The sequence below is a fragment of the Gluconobacter roseus NBRC 3990 genome, from assembly GCF_006538885.1.
GTDB lineage: Bacteria > Pseudomonadota > Alphaproteobacteria > Acetobacterales > Acetobacteraceae > Gluconobacter > Gluconobacter roseus.
This window is the reverse complement of the sequence record NZ_BJLY01000002.1, coordinates 572221-588811: the sequence shown is the minus strand read 5'-3', so window position 1 is coordinate 588811 and position 16591 is coordinate 572221. Positions and strand designations below refer to the sequence as shown.

Below are 16591 nucleotides of genomic sequence, written 5' to 3'. Positions count from 1 at the left end.
ATGTCCGACGTCGCAACGCGCCGCCCGCTGCCCGCCCTCATGACCCTGTCCGATCAGGCAGCCAAGCGCCTGAAAGCTCTTTACGCCGGCTCCCATCAGGGCCAGCTCCTGCGCATCAGCGTGGGAACACGCGGGTGCTCGGGACTGTCCTACGAAATGAACTTCGTGACGGCTCCGCAGCCGACAGATGAACGGGTCGAGGATCAGGATGTGACCCTGCTGGTGGATCGCAAGGCCACCCTGTTCCTGACCGGGACTGTTATGGATTACGAGGTCAAGGACCTCGAATCTGGTTTTACGTTCAGGAATCCGAACGAGAAAGGTCGCTGCGGCTGCGGCGAGAGTTTTCACGTCTGATCCGCTTCACGTCCCGTGACAGCACAACCACGGCCTCGACTTCCGTGGACCACAGAAACTGGTCCACGATCGTCAGGCCGATGACAGAAAAGCCTGCGTTCCACAGAGCCTTGCCGTCTTTTTCAAGCGCGGCTGGATTACAGCTTACATAAACGATGTCCGGCACGGCCGATTTGGCCAGAGGCATCGTCTGCGCGCCGGCACCCGCATAAGGTGGATCGAGAACCACGGCGCGTGTTGATTTCAGATCATGCGGCAGAAGCGGCTGGCGCCCCAGATCCCGATGAAATCCATCAACGCGGCGTCCACCGGAGGCAGCCTTCAGGCAGTTCGCGGCCGCCAGATTGCCTTCATAGGCCATAACCCGGCCTTTTTCGGACATCGGAAAGGTCAGCGTGCCACATCCGGCAAACAGTTCGACCGTCACGTCCTTTTTGTTGAGTGACGGCAATCCGTCCACAACAGCGGTGACAATGGCCTTCTCGGCATCTGCCGTCGCCTGAAGAAAGGCGGAAGGGGGCGGGGAGACGGTCACGCCACCGAAATCCTCCCGGACAGCTCCGGACTGGGCGACCGTTTCAATGCCCAGATCCTTCGGATCCTGCCAGGAAATCCGCGACAGGTTATGCTCGCGGGCAAACGCTGCCAGCTTGAGGCGGTCGGCACTCGTCAGGGGAGCCGGGGTCTGAAGCGTCAGATCAGGTCCGCTGTCGAGCAGGTTGACCATCAGGCTTCCACGCCCCGTCAGTGCGCCAAGGCTTCCCAGAACCTCACGCAGAGGCTGCAGAAGCGCAAAAAGATCGGGATGCAGGACGTGACATTCCGTCATGTCCACCGGATCACCATTCCGGCGATGCAGTCCGATCACCACACCGCCCGGAACGCGCTGGACTGCAAAGTCCATGCGTCGCCGCGTCAGTGGCTTCGTCTGGTACAGCGTAGCAGGCGGAAGATCCGTAAATCCGGCCGCCGTCAGGGCGCGCATGACGCGCTGGGCCTTCCAGTCCAGCAGAGCCGGAAGGGAAAGATGCTGCAATGCACAGCCTCCGCACTCACCAAACAGGCTGCACGGAGGCGTCACACGCTCAGGGGAAGGGTGAACGATTTCGATCAGTTCAGGATGGCCGGGAACAAGGCGGACCCGAACGTCTTCACCGGGCAATGCACCCGGAATGAAAACGCTCTGACCATCAACATGCGCAACGCCGTCGCCTGCTGCACCCAGTCCTTCAATCCGGAGTTCTGCAACTCCGGTCAGGGTCTCATTCATTACCGTAATGGCGCCCATCATGCTGAACAGGAGCGGCAGGATCGGTGCTGGCGGAAACCGTCACTTTCCTGCGGCGTGGGACCAGCATGAACGCAGGCGTGTCACCGCCAAAGCCGGTCTTCGGTCCATCGTTCTCGAAAGCGGGGGCCAGTTCAACCGAACGGTGGCTGACAGGTGCCTCGACTACGGCAACCGAAGCCACCTGCACGGTCTCATGCTCCTCGCGATCTCCACGGTTGCGCTTGCGGCCACCACGGCGACGCTTGCGTCCCCGCTGCTCTCCGTCTTCCGCGGGCTCCTGCGATGCAGCAGGAGCAGCTTCCGTCGGACGGCGCTCACCTTCTTCCGGAGCCCAGTCCACGGTCGTGATGCCTTCAAGGGCCGGACGTGCAATGACCTTGCCTGTCAGGGCTTCAATGGCTTCGAGCAGCTTGCGGTCACGTGGCGTGGCCAGACTGAAGGCATGACCTTCCTTGCCCGCGCGGCCGGTGCGTCCGATGCGATGGACGTAGTCCTCGGCGTTGAACGGCAGATCGTAATTGAAGACATGCGACAGGCCGCCGATATCGATTCCGCGTGCTGCCACGTCCGAGCATACGAGGAATTTGAGTTCCCCGGACCGGAAACGCTCCAGCGTCGAGAAGCGAAGCGACTGCGCCAGATCCCCGTGAAGATGGCCAGCCTCGATTCCGTGCTTCGTCAGATACTGCTGGATCATGTCCACATCGCGCTTGCGATTGCAGAATATGATCGCGCTCTGGACGTTCTCGCGACGCAGCAGCTTCTTGAGAGTGCGACGCTTTTCGTCTTCCGGCACGATGACGAGTGCTTCTTCAATCGTCGTTGCCACTGAGGACTGACGGGAGACCGTGATTTCAACCGGATGCCTGAGGAAGGCATCAGCCAGACGGCGGATTTCCGGCGCCATCGTGGCGGAGAAAAACAGCGTCTGACGATGGGCGGGCAGGAGGCCCACGATCTTTTCGATATCCGGAATGAAGCCCATGTCCAGCATGCGGTCGGCTTCGTCGATCACGAGCGTACTGGTCTGCGTGAGCAGCAGGCCACCACGTCCGAACAGATCCAACAGGCGGCCCGGAGTCGCAATCAGGACATCCACGCCACGGTTCAGCACGTCGCGCTGTTCGGCCATGCTCTCGCCACCGATCAGCAGCGCATGGGTCAGACGCAGATATTTGCCGTAAAGCTTGAAGTTCTCGGCAACCTGCAGCGCCAGTTCGCGCGTCGGCTCCAGGATCAGCGAGCGCGGCATCCGTGCGCGGGCGCGGGAGCCGGCCAGCTTCTGGAGCATTGGCAGCGTGAAGGATGCCGTCTTGCCGGTTCCGGTCTGGGCGACGCCCAGAACGTCATGGCCCTTCAGGACTTCGGGAATGGCCTGGGCCTGAATGGGAGTGGGGTGTTCGTAACCCAGCTCCTCGATGGCGCGCATGATCGGCTCGCCCAACCCAAGATCGGCAAAACGCGGCTTGTCGGAAGCGTCTTCGGCTTCAACAACGGCCACGGTTTCGACCACGGCTGGTGTCTCAACCGTCTCTTCAACGATTGCAACAGGTTCTTCTGCGGCTGGTTTGGCGCGGCGGCGACGTGAAGGAGCCTTTTCTTTTTTGGCTGGCTCAGCCTGAACGACAGGCGTTTCTTCCGCGACAGGGGCGGCAGGTTCTTCGACCGGAACAGCCGTCTTACGACGCGGCGAGCGTGCTTTCTTCTCTGCCGGTGCTTCCACAGGAGTTGCAGCAGCAGCGGCGATATCCACCTTGCGGGGACGACCACGCCGACGCGGCGCCACAGGGGCCTCGGCAACCTCGTCAATCACCGCTTCTGCGACAGGCCGCTCTTCCACAACGGGCGTCTTGCGCGGACGGCCACGACGTTTGGGAGCGGCGGTTTCCGTAACCTCGGCTACCTCCTCTGCCTTCTTCGCGGTACGGCGACGAGGAGCCGGTTTGGCCGGAGCAGTATCTTCGGTCACTTCCGGTGCTGACGCAGCCTTCCGGCGACGTCCAGCGGTCTTTGCAACGGGAGCCGCGTCTTCAGCAGCAGGCTCGACCGCAGGCGAAGCCGTCTTGCGCGGACGACGTGTGGTGGCCTTCGCTGCCCCGGCTTCTTCGGCGACCGGTGTTGCGGTCTTCGAGCGGCGCGTGCGCGGAGCCTGGGCGACCGGAGTTTCAGCGGCCGGAGGCGTCTCGCCTGTCTCTGCAATATTCGGGGAAGTTTCGGCTGCAGCGGTCCGCGAAGCAGAAGTGCGTCCGCGTCTGGAGGGGGCAGTCGTACGGGGCTTGGAAGGACCGGAGGTCGTTTTCGCGCTCAAATGACTCTCGAGACTCTCGTTGACGGTGCACACCCGGACGGGCGTGGGCCGGAGTTGAGGGCGGGATAATTACCCGCAGCTATAACTGGTGCGTTATCGGTAAATGGCAGGAATGGCAAGCGATACGGCCCGAAAAGCGCCGTATCGCATACGATTTCAGATGCCGCGTGCCATTGCTGCGACAAGAATGGTCAGCACACCCAACCCTGCCATCATGGCCGTCCGGCTGCGCAGGGTGTCGAACAGGGCAGGCTGGGGACGCATGGCGCGCCGTGCACGACGGAACGGGCCCTGAACGGTCAGGATGAAGATCACCGCCATGATCAGGCCGAGAAGCTGCATCGCATTGACGGTCCAGGGCACGGCCGCAAAACCGCCTTCATGGAAAATCAGGGCCCAGCCGCTCAGCAGCGAGAACGGTACGACCTGATAGAGCCCACGGAAAAACCGCGTATAGCCCTGAAGCAGGACGGAGTTCCGTGGCCCCGGATCAAGCAGCCCGACGGTGGAGCGGACGACGAGCGTCGAATAGACCGACCCGCCAACCCAGTAAGTCATGCACAGCACATGAATTGCGAGCACGAGGCTCCAGATGATCGATCCTGTCATTGATCCTCGTCATGGTTGAAAATTGGAAAAGAGGGGAAAACATTCCCGAAGCATTTCCCTGAATACCCGACGCGGCCCCATGAGCGCCAGAGGGAACGCGTCAGGCACATTGCGGCTGGCCATCACGATAAAGCAACGCAGAAGCCGGTCATGCTTTCTGTCATGAGACACAGCAGGAGAACGCCCCGTCATGTCCCGTCATCCCTTCGCATTGCTGCTCCCCGAGGAAAGCGACCGCATGGATCGCGCAGCCGCGGCCATTCTCCCGTCCACGCGGCTTATGGAAAATGCCGGATGGGCCGTCGCACGCGTCATCCGCAACCGCTTTTCACCCTGCCGCGTGACGGTCGCGTGTGGTCCGGGGAACAATGGCGGAGACGGCTATGTCGTGGCCTGCAATCTGGCGCGTTGGGGATGGTCGGTGCGTGTGGCGGCTCTTGCGAGCCCGAAACCCGGTACGCCCGCTGCCACAATGGCCGCCCGCTGGACAGGCCCGACTGTGCCGTTTGCCGCAGAAGAGCTGGCCAGCGCCGATCTGGTGGTGGATGCGGTGTTCGGTTCCGGACTGAAGCGGCCCGTCAGCGACGATGTCGCATCGGTTCTGGCCGCGGCCCGTCAGGTTGTCGCAATCGACATGCCGAGCGGTGTTGCCGGCGCTTCGGGGGAAATTCTGGGCAAGGCGCGTGACTGCGTTCTGACGGTTACGTTCGTCCGTCCGCGCCCGGGCCATGTCCTGCAACCCGGCTCCGATCTGTGTGGGCAGGTGATCTGCGCGGATATCGGCATGCCTGAACAGGCCTGGGAAGGCATTACGCCTGTCGTGCAGCACAATCAGCCTGGCCTGTGGACCCCGCCTGTCTCTGGCGATGGCGATTATAAATACCGCCGTGGTGTCGTCAGTCTGTGCGGTGGAGCTGAAATGCCCGGAGCGACCCGTCTTTCGGCGCGTGGCGCCCGTCGCAGCGGGGCAGGGCTCATCCGGATTTCCGCAGGTGAGGGGGCTCCGGCCTATCGACTCGGCGATCCCGGCCTGATCGTGGACGATGCGCCATTGTCGAAACTCCTTGAAGATGCCCGCCGCAAGGTCTGGATCTGTGGTCCGGGTCTCACCGAGGACGAAGTTGCAGACACGCTTCCGCAGCTTCTGAAGGCGGAGCGCACTGTCCTTGCGGATGCCGGTGCCCTGTCATGGGGGGCGCAGGATCTGTCCCGCCTGAAAGGTGTTGCAGCCATCACGCCTCATATCGGGGAGTTCCGCAAACTCTTTGGTCCGGTCGAAGGCAGCCGGCTTGATGCAGCTCTGTCGGCCGCAAAACGCATCAATGCGGTTGTGGTCATGAAAGGGCCGGACACGATTATTGCAGCGCCCGATGGCCGTCTGGCCATCAATACCCATGCCTCTTCGGCTCTGGCGACCGCAGGCTCCGGCGACACCCTAACGGGCGTAATCGGGACGCTGCTTGCTGCGGGAATGGATGTCTGGGAAGGCTGCTGTGCGGGTGTCTGGCTGCATGGAGAAGCCGGGATCCAGGCCGGAAAGGCCCATGGCGGATGGCCTGTTGCCGAGGATCTGGACCTGCCTCTGGGCCCTGCGCGTGCAGTTGCCACGCGTCTTGCGCATGAGGCTTTGAACAAAAAGCCGGGCGTCTCCCTGTTGTGAAGTCGCGTTTCATGCGCTAAAGGCCGCGCTTCCGAGGTTCGGTAACACGAACCTGGAAGCCGAGCGCTGCGGGCGTGGTGAAATTGGTAGACACGCCAGATTTAGGTTCTGGTGGCGCAAGTCGTGGGGGTTCAAGTCCCTCCGCCCGCACCAACCCGGCTTCCCGAGAAAGAGATTTGACCAACCTACCGACCGAGAGGATCGCCTGGCTCATGCAGGTTACGCCCACGCTCAACGAAGGACTTAAGCGCGCCTTCACCGTCGTTGTCCCGTCTGCCGACCTGCAGGCCCGCCGCGATGCGCGACTCGCTGAAGTCGCCAAGACGATCAAGCTTCCGGGCTTCCGTCCGGGCAAGGTGCCAGCCTCCCTCGTCAAGCAGCGCTATGGCGCATCCGTAAATGCGGAACTGCTTGAAGAAGCCGTCAACGACGCCACGGCCAAGCTGTTCGAAGAGCAGAAGATCCGTCCGGCCATGCAGCCGAAGGTCGAAGTGGTCTCCGCCATCGAAGACGGCAAGGATCTCGAATTCAAGGTTGAGACCGAAGTTCTCCCGGAAATCGAAGTTCCCGACCTGTCCGGCCTGAAACTGACGCGCCTTGGTGCCAAGGTCAGCGAAGAGACCGTCGACAAGGCCCTGAACGATATTGCCCGTCGCAGCCGCAAGTTCGAGACGATCGAAGAAGACCGTCCGGCCGCCAAGGGTGATGTCCTGTGCGTTGATTTCGTGGGCAAGCTGGACGGCACGCCGTTCGACGGTGGTACGGCTGATGACGTGAACGTCGAAATCGGTGGCGAAGGCTTCATCCCCGGCTTCGCCGAGCAGATGGAAGGCATGAAGGCTGGCGAAGAGCGCGTTATCAACGTGACGTTCCCGGCCGACTACCAGGCTGCTGAACTGGCCGGCAAGGCCGTGACCTTCGACGTCAAGGCGAAGTCCCTGAAGAAGGCTGTTGATCCGGCCATCGACGACGAACTGGCCAAGACGATCGGTTTCGAGAACCTCGAGCAGATCCGCAAGATCATCACCGAGCAGGCTGAAGGTGAATACCAGCAGCTGTCGCGTCTGCGCATCAAGCGTGACCTTCTGGACGCCCTGTCCGAGAAGACGGATTTCGAAGCCCCGTCCAGCATGGTTGACGCCGAGTTCAACCAGATCTGGGCCCGCGTCGAGGAAGACCGCAAGGCTGGTCGTCTGGACGAGGAAGATGCTGACAAGGACGAAGAGACCCTCAAGGCTGACTACCGTCGCATTGCAGAGCGTCGCGTAAAGCTGGGTCTGCTGCTGGCTGAAATCGGCCGCAAGCAGGAAATCCAGGTGTCCCGCGAGGAACTTCTTGGTGCGATGCAGCAGGAAGCCCAGCGTTATCCGGGTCAGGAACAGATGGTTTTCGAGTTCTTTTCCAAGAACCCGCAGGCTGTCGAAGGGCTCCGTGGCCCGATCCTGGAAAACAAGGTCGTCGATTACCTGATCGAGCTGGCCGACGTCACCGACAAGGAAGTGACGCCGGAAGAACTGGCCGAAATTCCGCCCGCCGAACTCTGATCTTTCGGCGCGGGAACCAGCGGGCACTCTTCGGGGTGCCCGTTTTTTCCTGCCTGCTCCCTTTGACGGAACGCCATGTCGGGTCCATGTTAGGGGGTAGAAGAAAGCCCATCGGGCATTGAGGAACAGACAGCATGACCATTCGGGATCGTGATCCCCTCGAGGTGTTTAGCAACTCTCTGGTGCCGATGGTGGTCGAGCAGACTGCCCGCGGAGAGCGCTCTTTCGACATCTTTTCGCGTCTCCTTCAGGAGCGCATCATTTTCCTGACCGGGCCTGTCTATGATCAGGTCTCGTCCCTGATCTGCGCACAGCTTCTCTATCTGGAGAGCGTGAATCCCACCAAGGAAATCTCGTTCTACATCAACAGCCCGGGCGGTGTCGTCTCCGCCGGCCTCGCGATCTATGACACCATGCAGTACATCCGCTGCCCCGTCAGCACTGTCTGTATTGGTCAGGCTGCGTCCATGGGATCCCTGCTGCTGGCAGGCGGCGAGAAGGGCCACCGTTACGCTCTTCCGAATGCCCGCGTGATGGTTCACCAGCCTTCCGGCGGTGCACAGGGTCAGGCTTCGGACATCGAGATCCAGGCCCGTGAAATCCTGATTATCCGTCAGCGGCTGAACGAGATCTATCGCGAACATACCGGCCAGACGCTGGAGCAGATCGAGCAGAAGCTCGAGCGTGACAGCTATCTGTCGGCCAACGAAGCCCGCGAGTTCGGCCTGATCGACAAAGTCGTCGAACGTAATCCGCATGAGACCACGCCGACCCGAGTTGAGACGTCTTTGAAGCAGGGGGAGAGTGACGCTCCCCTTGGAACGGAAAAGCGGCATCCCGATATGCCGCTTTTCGTGTCTTGGGGCATTCCGGCTCCGGGGTTGCCGAAGGCTTTTGACCTCGGCCTACAGTTAAAGTTCTTTCGCATGTCTGCTGCGTGAATGTGGTCAGGTCGTGCGCAAGGGAAAGGGAACAGCGATGAGCAACAAATCCGGCGATTCCAAAAACACCCTGTATTGCTCGTTCTGTGGGAAATCCCAGCACGAAGTCCGTAAACTGATCGCTGGCCCCACGGTCTTCATCTGTGATGAATGCGTCGAGCTTTGCATGGATATTATCCGTGAAGAGCACAAGACCCATCTCGTGAAGTCCCGTGACGGCGTTCCGACTCCCAAGGAAATCTGCAAGGTCCTTGACGATTATGTGATCGGTCAGTTCGAGGCCAAGCGCGCACTTTCCGTGGCGGTTCACAATCACTACAAGCGTCTTGCCCATGTGGCGAAAAGCAGCGACATCGAGATTGCGAAGTCCAACATCCTGCTGATTGGTCCGACGGGTTCGGGTAAGACACTGCTTGCCCAGACGCTGGCCCGTATCCTGGATGTTCCATTCACGATGGCGGATGCCACAACCCTGACCGAAGCCGGTTATGTCGGTGAGGATGTGGAAAACATCATCCTCAAGTTGCTTCAGTCTGCTGATTACAACGTGGACCGGGCCCAGCGCGGCATTGTTTATATCGACGAGATCGACAAGATTTCCCGCAAGTCTGACAACCCATCCATCACGCGTGATGTCTCGGGTGAAGGCGTGCAGCAGGCTCTGCTGAAACTCATGGAAGGCACTGTGGCCTCCGTGCCGCCTCAGGGTGGCCGCAAGCATCCGCAGCAGGAGTTTCTGCAGGTCGATACGACCAACATGCTCTTCATCTGCGGCGGTGCGTTCGCTGGACTGGACAAGATCATTGCAGCGCGCGGTAAGGGATCTGGTATTGGCTTCGGAGCTGATGTCCGTTCCGATGACGAGCGCCGGCTGGGTGCGATCCTCCAGAGCGTTGAGCCGGAAGATTTGCTGAAATTCGGTCTTATCCCCGAGTTCATTGGACGTCTGCCCGTCATCGCAGCGCTGAATGATCTGGATGAAGCCGCGCTGATCCAGATTCTCAGCAAGCCAAAGAACGCGCTGATCAAGCAGTATGGCCGTCTGTTCGAAATGGAAGGCGTTAAGCTGACCTTTACGGAAGATGCCCTTGCGGCCATTGCCAAGCGTGCCATCGAACGCAAGACCGGTGCCCGTGGCCTGCGTTCGATCATGGAAAACATTCTGCTGGGAACGATGTTCGACCTGCCGGGACTTGAAGGTGTCGAGGAAGTCGTCATCAACAAGGACGTGGCCGAAAACAAGGCCCAGCCGGTCTATGTCTACGGGAAGGGGAAAACCGAACCCGCGGAGCAGTCTGCGTGAAAAAGCGGGCTGGCTCTTGCGCCGGACCCGTCGGGTTTCGACATAACTGACTGAGGTTGTCCGAATTCATGCGGTTCAAGCATGAAAGAGATGCGATACCGGCGCTGCAAGGCAGGCCGGTATCGCAAGATCGTCCCTCTGGAGATCAAGTGAATGACTGACGATACCAAGCCGAAAACCCGTCGCCGTACCAAGAAGACGGACGATGTAACCGCTTCCGAAAAAACTGCGGCTGCCCCGAAGAAAGTGACACGCAAGCCGCGTGCCGCAGCGCGTAAAGCAGAAATAGAAGCTGCCGCACCGGTGGTTCAGGAGCCTGTGCGTCATGATGTGATGGCGGTTCTGCCGCTTCGGAACATTGTCGTCTTCCCGCACATGATCGTGCCGCTGTTTGTCGGGCGCGAGAAGTCGGTAAAGGCGCTGGAGACTGTAACCCGCGAGAGTAAGCAGATTCTGCTTGTGGCGCAGAAAGATGTCTCACTGGATGATCCTTCGGTCGATGACATCTACCGCTATGGTACGGTTTCGACGATCCTGCAGCTGCTGAAGCTGCCTGACGGGACCGTGAAGGTTCTGGTCGAAGGGACGCGGCGTGTTCATATCACCCGTCTGTTCGACGTGGATGGCCATTTCGAAGCCGAGATCGAGGAAATTCCTGAGGAAGCCGTCAATGCGGCACCGGGAAGCGAGATCGAGGCTCTGAGCCGTTCCACGGTTTCCCAGTTTGAGCAGTACATCAAGCTCAACAAGAAGATCCCGCCGGAAGTGATGGTCTCGATCAACCAGATCGAGGACATTTCCAAGCTGGCTGACACGATCGCAAGTCATCTGAACCTCAAGATTTCCGAAAAGCAGGAAATTCTTGAAACGGCCTCGGCCGCGCGTCGTCTGGAGCAGGTTTTCGCTCATATCGAGACGGAAATCGGCGTTCTGCAGGTTGAAAAGCGCATCCGCAACCGCGTGAAGCGGCAGATGGAGAAGACCCAGCGCGAGTACTATCTGAACGAACAGCTCAAGGCAATCCAGAAGGAACTCGGCGAGGGCGAAGACGGCAAGGACGAAAATTCCGAGCTTGAAGAGAAGATCAACAAGACCCGTCTGAGCCGTGAGGCCAAGGAAAAGGCCCATGCCGAGCTGAAGAAACTGCGTGGCATGAGCCCGATGTCAGCCGAGAGCACGGTTGTGCGCAACTATCTCGACTGGCTGCTGGGGATCCCCTGGAAGAAGCGCTCCAAGATCACGCGTGAGTTCCAGCATGCCGAAGACGTTCTCGAGGCCGAGCATTATGGTCTGGAGAAGGTCAAGGAGGGGATCCTTGAGTATCTGGCGGTGCAGACGCGCTCGCAGAAGCTCAAGGGACCGATCCTGTGCCTTGTCGGACCACCAGGCGTCGGTAAAACCTCTCTGGCGCGGTCCATCGCCAAGGCGACGGGACGGAACTACATCCGTATGTCGCTGGGTGGTGTGCGCGATGAATCCGAGATCCGTGGCCATCGCCGGACCTATATCGGCTCCATGCCGGGTAAGATCATCCAGGGCATGAAGAAGGCGCGGACATCCAACCCGCTGTTCCTGCTCGATGAGATCGACAAGCTGGGTGCTGACTGGCGGGGCGATCCGTCGTCTGCGCTGCTCGAAGTGCTGGATCCGGAGCAGAACTCCACCTTTGCAGATCATTATCTGGAAGTGGATTATGATCTGTCGGATGTGATGTTCGTCACGACGGCCAACAGCCTGAACATGCCCCAGCCGCTGCTGGATCGCATGGAGATCATCAATCTGTCCGGCTACACGGAAGACGAGAAGGTGCAGATCGCGCGCCGTCATCTTCTAGGCAAGCAGGCCGAGGCTCATAACCTCAAGCCGGATGAATGGACGGTGACGGATGACACGATCCGCGAACTGATCCGGTCCTATACCCGCGAAGCTGGCGTACGTAACCTTGAACGCGAACTGGCGAAGCTTGCGCGCAAGGCCGTCAAGGAGATCATCACGACAGGCGTCAAGCATGTCGAGATCACGCCCAAGAACCTTGAAAAATATGCCGGTGTCCGTCGCTTCCGTCATGGTGAAACTGAGACGGAGGACATGGTTGGCGTAGTGACAGGGCTTGCCTGGACTTCGGTTGGCGGTGAGATCCTGACGATCGAGAGCGTGATGGTTCCGGGTAAGGGGCAGGTCAAGCAGACCGGCAAGCTCGGTGAAGTCATGCAGGAAAGCATTTCGGCTGCGCTGTCCTATGTCCGCTCGCGGGCCCAGGACTTCGGGATCCGGCCGCCACTGTTCGAAAAGCGGGACATCCATATCCATCTTCCCGAAGGTGCGACGCCTAAGGATGGTCCATCAGCCGGTATTGCGCTTACGACGTCTCTGGTCAGCATCATGACCCAGATCCCCATCCGCAAGGATGTGGCCATGACGGGTGAGATCACCCTGCGTGGTCGCGTTCTGGAGATCGGAGGCCTTAAGGAAAAGCTGCTGGCAGCTCTGCGGGCTGGCATCAAGACGGTTCTGATTCCCAAGGACAATGAGAAGGATCTTGCAGAAGTGCCGGATAACGTCCGTCACGCGCTCAAGATCATTCCTGTGAGCCATGTGGATGAAGTGCTCAAGATCGCTCTGACTCGTATGCCCGAGGCCATTGAATGGGACGAAAATGTCGACCCGATGGGCGAAATAACGGTGGATAAGGCGGCTCCGCAGGCACTTCCACACTGACACGGACACGCTTCTGCGATTCTAGCAGTTGACGCGGGCAAAATCCGCTTCATAGTGCGGCCGCAGATCGAACAAGGCGCCTGAGCCAGAAGGGACTCACCAGAGCCCGGCTCAGGCGCTCTAACACCAGAAAGGCACATCATGGAGAAGCCCCTCAACAAGCAGGAACTGATCGCCGCCGTTGCAGACGCTGCCGATCTTCCGAAGGCCAAGGCCAGCGAAGTTGTCGATGCGGTGTTCAGCACGATCGAGACGACGCTTGCCAAGAAGCAGGAAGTCCGTCTCGTCGGTTTCGGCAGCTTCGTGACTGCAACGCGTAAGGCCGCCAAGGGCCGCAACCCGCGTACGGGCGAAGAGATCGACATTCCGGCTTCCACCTCTGTCCGCTTCAAGCCAGGCAAGGGTCTGAAGGACGCCGTGAGCTGAAAAAGCTCACAAAACGGTTTCGGGTGGCTTTACCGCTATCCGAAACCGTGTATATAGACCGCATACACAGTCTGAGGGCGATTAGCTCAGCGGTAGAGCGTCTCGTTTACACCGAGAGGGTCGGCGGTTCAATCCCGTCATCGCCCACCATAAAGAATACTATGCAGCCATGAGCTGGCGTTTCGAATACCATGAAACGCTCGGGTCCACTTCCGATCTGTGCAAAACCAGAGCCGAAGCAGGTGAACCCGATCATCTGGCCGTTCAGGCCTTTTCCCAGACATCAGGACGCGGCACGCGCGGGCGGACCTGGAGCGATCCGGGGGGCAACCTCGCAATCTCACTTCTGTTTCGTCCAACTGATCCGGCCGCGTTTATTGCCGCACTACCATTTGTTGTGGCAATTTCCCTGTTTGAAACCGCGATCCATTTCTGCCCGACGGCAACGGGGCCATCACCTTTTATGGTGAAATGGCCGAACGATCTTTTGCTGGATGGCCGGAAGATGGCAGGCGTATTGATTGAGACGGGCGGTCCGCAGGAAAGGCCGTGGGTTGTCGTTGGAATCGGTGCCAATTTGAGGCAGGCGCCGGAGATCCCGGGGCGTCAGCTTGCGGCACTTTCCGAGAAAACCAATCCGCCCTCTGCGAAGGCTTTCGGGAAAGCACTGGTAGCCCAGATTGAGCGGTGGAACGCCCTCCGGGAGCAGGAAGGATTTGCGCCTGTCAGGGCTGCCTGGCTTGCGCGGGCGCATCCGGTCGGCACCCCGCTTGCGGTTCAGGGATGTGAAACCTATATTACAGGTTCATTTTCAGGGCTTGATGCGCAGGGACGCCTGCTGCTTGCCCTGCCCAACGGTGAGACCATTCCGGTTGTAACCGGCGATATCCTGCTGGACTGAAGGACCGGACCGCAACGTGCTTCTCGTCATTGATGCCGGAAACACCAACATCGTGTTCGCTGTACACGATGGAGAGTCGTGGCTGGGGCAATGGCGCATCTCAACGAGTGAGGCACGAACAGCGGATGAATATGCGGCCTGGCTTCTGACACTTTTCGATCGTTTGGGGCTGGATGCGACGGGCATTACCCGAGCCATTATCGGCACTGTCGTCCCTGTAGCGCTGTATGAACTACGCCGCTTCTGTCGCGAGTGGCTGGATGTCGTGCCTCTTGTCGCCAATGCAAGGCTGGACTGGGGTATTGATGTTCTGGTCGACAATCCGAACGAGCTTGGGGCTGACAGGCGCCTGAATGGTCTGGCGGGCCGTGAACTTTATGGGGCGCCGCTGATCGTTGTTGATTTCGGTACCGCGACGACTTTCGATGTTGTGAACAGTGCCGGGCAATTCAGTGGCGGCGCCATTGCTCCGGGTGTGAACCTGTCGATTGATGCATTGCATCGTGCCGCCGCGCGCCTGCCACGCATGAGCATTGGCCGCCCCACCACGGCGATTGGCCGTAATACGAGCGTGGCAATGCGTTCAGGACTGTTCTGGGGGTATGTCGGGCTCGTCGAAGGACTGATCCGCCGTATTTCTGATGAAATGGATGCAAAGCCCACCGTGATTGCCACAGGCGGTCTGGCCCCGCTGTTCTCTGAAGGAACGCCGCTTTTTGATGTGCTGGCGCCTGATCTGACACTGGATGGCCTGCGTCTTCTGGCGGACCGCAATACGGGACCGCCGCTTTCCTATTCCCCCGAACGCTCACAGGGCATCGGGCAATGAATATCACTCTGATTATATGTCATAACTGCAAGGAACCATCATGACAGAAAAACCGGACGGTCTGTCTTTCCTGCCTTTGGGCGGGACGGGCGAGATCGGCATGAATTTCAATCTCTACTGCCTGACGAAGAACGGTCACGATACCTGGCTTGCCATCGACTGCGGCATTGGCTTCTCGGGCAACGATACGCCTGAAGCCGAAGTGCTCATGCCGGACCCGACTTTCATTGCGGATCGTGCGCGGGACCTGTGTGGTCTGGTGATCACGCATGCGCATGAAGATCATCTGGGAGCGGTGGCACATCTGTGGCCGTATCTGCGCTGCCCTGTCTATGCGACGCCGTTTGCCGCCGCCGTGCTGCGACGCAAGCTGCAGGAAGCGCATCTGAACAACCAGGTGAAGATCCACGTGATCCGCCCGGCTTCGCGCTTTGAGGTGGGGCCGTTCGATCTGCAGTTCGTATCCGTGACGCATTCCGTCGCTGAGGCGCAGGCTGTGGCTCTGCGGACGCCGCATGGTCTGATTGTCCATACGGGCGACTGGAAGCTCGACGAGAACCCGCTGGTCGGTCCGGTCACGGATCTGGAGACGTTCGGCAAGCTTGGCGACGAAGGCGTGCTTGCCATGGTCGGCGACAGCACGAACGTGCTCAAGCCGGGCAAGTCGGAATCCGAAGCCGATGTGCGCACGGGCCTGACGGAGCTGATCGCGGGTCTGGAAGGCCGGATTGCCGTGACGTGTTTTGCCAGTAACGTGGCGCGCGTTGAGAGCATCGCGAAGGCGGCCCAGGCCTCTGGTCGTGTGGTCATGATCGTCGGCCGTTCGTTGCGCAATCTCGAGACGGCGGCACGTGAGTGCGGCTATTTCCAGGACCTGCCGCCGTTCCTGACCGAGCAGGATGCCCGGGACGTCGAAGATGACAACCTGCTGATGATCATCACCGGCAGTCAGGGCGAACCGCGCTCGGCCCTGTCGCGCATTGCGTCCGATACGCATCCGAATATTGCCCTCGGTGAAGGCGATACGGTGATTTACAGCTCGCGGATGATCCCGGGTAACGAACAGGCCGTCATGGCCGTGCAGGACAACCTGTCGCGTCGTGGCGTGACGGTTCTGACGGACAAGGATGCGAAGGTCCACACCTCCGGTCATGCGACCAGCGAGGACATTCGGACGCTGTACCGGATCGTCCGTCCGAAATACAGCATCCCGACCCATGGTGAATGGCGTCATCTGACGGCGCATGCCGCGCTGGCGCACGAAATGGGTGCCGAGCCGATCCTGCTGGAAGATGGCGATATCCTGAACCTGTCTCCGGGTGAGGTGAAGGTTGTCGATACGGCGCCGACGGGCCGTCTGGCTCTGGATGGTGGCCGTCTGCTGCCGATGACGGGTGGCGTTCTCGCAGCCCGTCGCAAGATGCTGTTCAACGGTATCGTGCTGGCAAGCTTTGCCGTTGATGACGAAGGCTATGTCATCGGCGATCCGAAGATCAGTGCGCCGGGTCTGCTGGAATCGGATGATCCGGAAAGCGTGCGGATTCAGGAAGAATTCGCCGATGCCATCGACCAGATCCCCGACGAACTGCGTCAGGACGATGCGGCCTTCCGGGATGCGGCCAAGACGGCCCTGCGCCGTGCTCTGGGGCGCAAGCTCCAGAAGCGTCCGCTTGTTGATGTCCATCTGCTGCGCGTCTGAGAGAA

General features: G+C 60.0%; 12 protein-coding genes, 2 tRNA genes and 1 pseudogene. 12 read left to right on the top strand and 3 right to left on the bottom strand.

Annotated elements, in window-relative coordinates:
- Nucleotides 1-357 (top strand): HesB/IscA family protein, encoded by a 357-nt coding sequence (locus GRO01_RS06655; protein WP_062510147.1) that lies wholly within the window; start codon nucleotides 1-3, stop codon nucleotides 355-357.
- Here GRO01_RS06655 and GRO01_RS06650 read toward each other — a convergent pair.
- The 3 genes from GRO01_RS06650 to GRO01_RS06640 all read right to left on the bottom strand — a co-directional run bounded on the left by GRO01_RS06650 (nucleotide 302) and on the right by GRO01_RS06640 (nucleotide 4565).
- Nucleotides 302-1627 carry a class I SAM-dependent RNA methyltransferase gene (locus tag GRO01_RS06650; RefSeq protein WP_231490355.1) on the bottom strand — a complete coding sequence of 442 codons (1326 nt, stop codon included), beginning with the start codon at nucleotides 1625-1627 and terminating at the stop codon, nucleotides 302-304. The genes GRO01_RS06655 and GRO01_RS06650 overlap by 56 nt on opposite strands.
- The gene (locus GRO01_RS06645; protein ID WP_371857390.1) at nucleotides 1620-3617 is read right to left on the bottom strand and encodes a DEAD/DEAH box helicase; all 1998 of its coding nucleotides are present in this window, start codon (nucleotides 3615-3617) and stop codon (nucleotides 1620-1622) included. The genes GRO01_RS06650 and GRO01_RS06645 overlap by 8 nt, the downstream gene beginning before the upstream one ends.
- 495 nt (nucleotides 3618-4112) lie before the next feature.
- Entirely contained in the window at nucleotides 4113-4565 is a 453-nt protein-coding gene (locus tag GRO01_RS06640; protein ID WP_062510151.1) for a hypothetical protein, read from the bottom strand.
- Nucleotides 4566-4755: 190 nt separating this feature from the next.
- On the opposite strand from GRO01_RS06640, the gene GRO01_RS06635 reads away from it, so the two are divergent.
- From GRO01_RS06635 to GRO01_RS06585, 11 genes and pseudogenes are all read left to right on the top strand, one after another.
- Nucleotides 4756-6225 carry a bifunctional ADP-dependent NAD(P)H-hydrate dehydratase/NAD(P)H-hydrate epimerase gene (locus tag GRO01_RS06635; protein ID WP_062510153.1) on the top strand — a complete coding sequence of 490 codons (1470 nt, stop codon included), beginning with the start codon at nucleotides 4756-4758 and terminating at the stop codon, nucleotides 6223-6225.
- Nucleotides 6226-6293: 68 nt separating this feature from the next.
- Nucleotides 6294-6378, top strand: a tRNA-Leu gene (locus GRO01_RS06630).
- Nucleotides 6379-6437: 59 nt separating this feature from the next.
- Nucleotides 6438-7769, top strand: a complete 1332-nt coding sequence (gene tig / locus GRO01_RS06625) for a trigger factor (RefSeq protein ID WP_062510156.1) — start codon at nucleotides 6438-6440, stop codon at nucleotides 7767-7769.
- A gap of 134 nt (nucleotides 7770-7903) precedes the next feature.
- Nucleotides 7904-8527: pseudogene (locus tag GRO01_RS06620) on the top strand (ATP-dependent Clp protease proteolytic subunit); the annotation flags it as partial.
- A gap of 220 nt (nucleotides 8528-8747) precedes the next feature.
- On the top strand, nucleotides 8748-10013 hold the full coding sequence (gene clpX, locus GRO01_RS06615; RefSeq protein ID WP_062510157.1) for an ATP-dependent Clp protease ATP-binding subunit ClpX: 1266 nt from the start codon (nucleotides 8748-8750) through the stop codon (nucleotides 10011-10013).
- A gap of 153 nt (nucleotides 10014-10166) precedes the next feature.
- On the top strand, nucleotides 10167-12731 hold the full coding sequence (lon, locus tag GRO01_RS06610) for an endopeptidase La (RefSeq protein ID WP_062510160.1): 2565 nt from the start codon (nucleotides 10167-10169) through the stop codon (nucleotides 12729-12731).
- A 141-nt stretch (nucleotides 12732-12872) separates the two neighbouring features.
- A complete protein-coding gene (locus GRO01_RS06605; RefSeq protein WP_062510162.1) occupies nucleotides 12873-13157 on the top strand; it encodes an HU family DNA-binding protein in 285 nt (94 codons plus the stop codon).
- Between the two features lie 75 nt (nucleotides 13158-13232).
- Nucleotides 13233-13307, top strand: a tRNA-Val gene (locus GRO01_RS06600).
- Between the two features lie 19 nt (nucleotides 13308-13326).
- Entirely contained in the window at nucleotides 13327-14058 is a 732-nt protein-coding gene (locus GRO01_RS06595; protein WP_062510164.1) for a biotin--[acetyl-CoA-carboxylase] ligase, read from the top strand.
- A gap of 16 nt (nucleotides 14059-14074) precedes the next feature.
- A complete protein-coding gene (locus GRO01_RS06590) occupies nucleotides 14075-14887 on the top strand; it encodes a type III pantothenate kinase (protein ID WP_062510166.1) in 813 nt (270 codons plus the stop codon).
- Nucleotides 14888-14927: 40 nt separating this feature from the next.
- Complete coding sequence (locus GRO01_RS06585; RefSeq protein ID WP_062510168.1) at nucleotides 14928-16586, top strand: ribonuclease J; 1659 nt, start codon at nucleotides 14928-14930, stop codon at nucleotides 16584-16586.
- The last annotated feature ends 5 nt before the right edge of the window (nucleotides 16587-16591 follow it).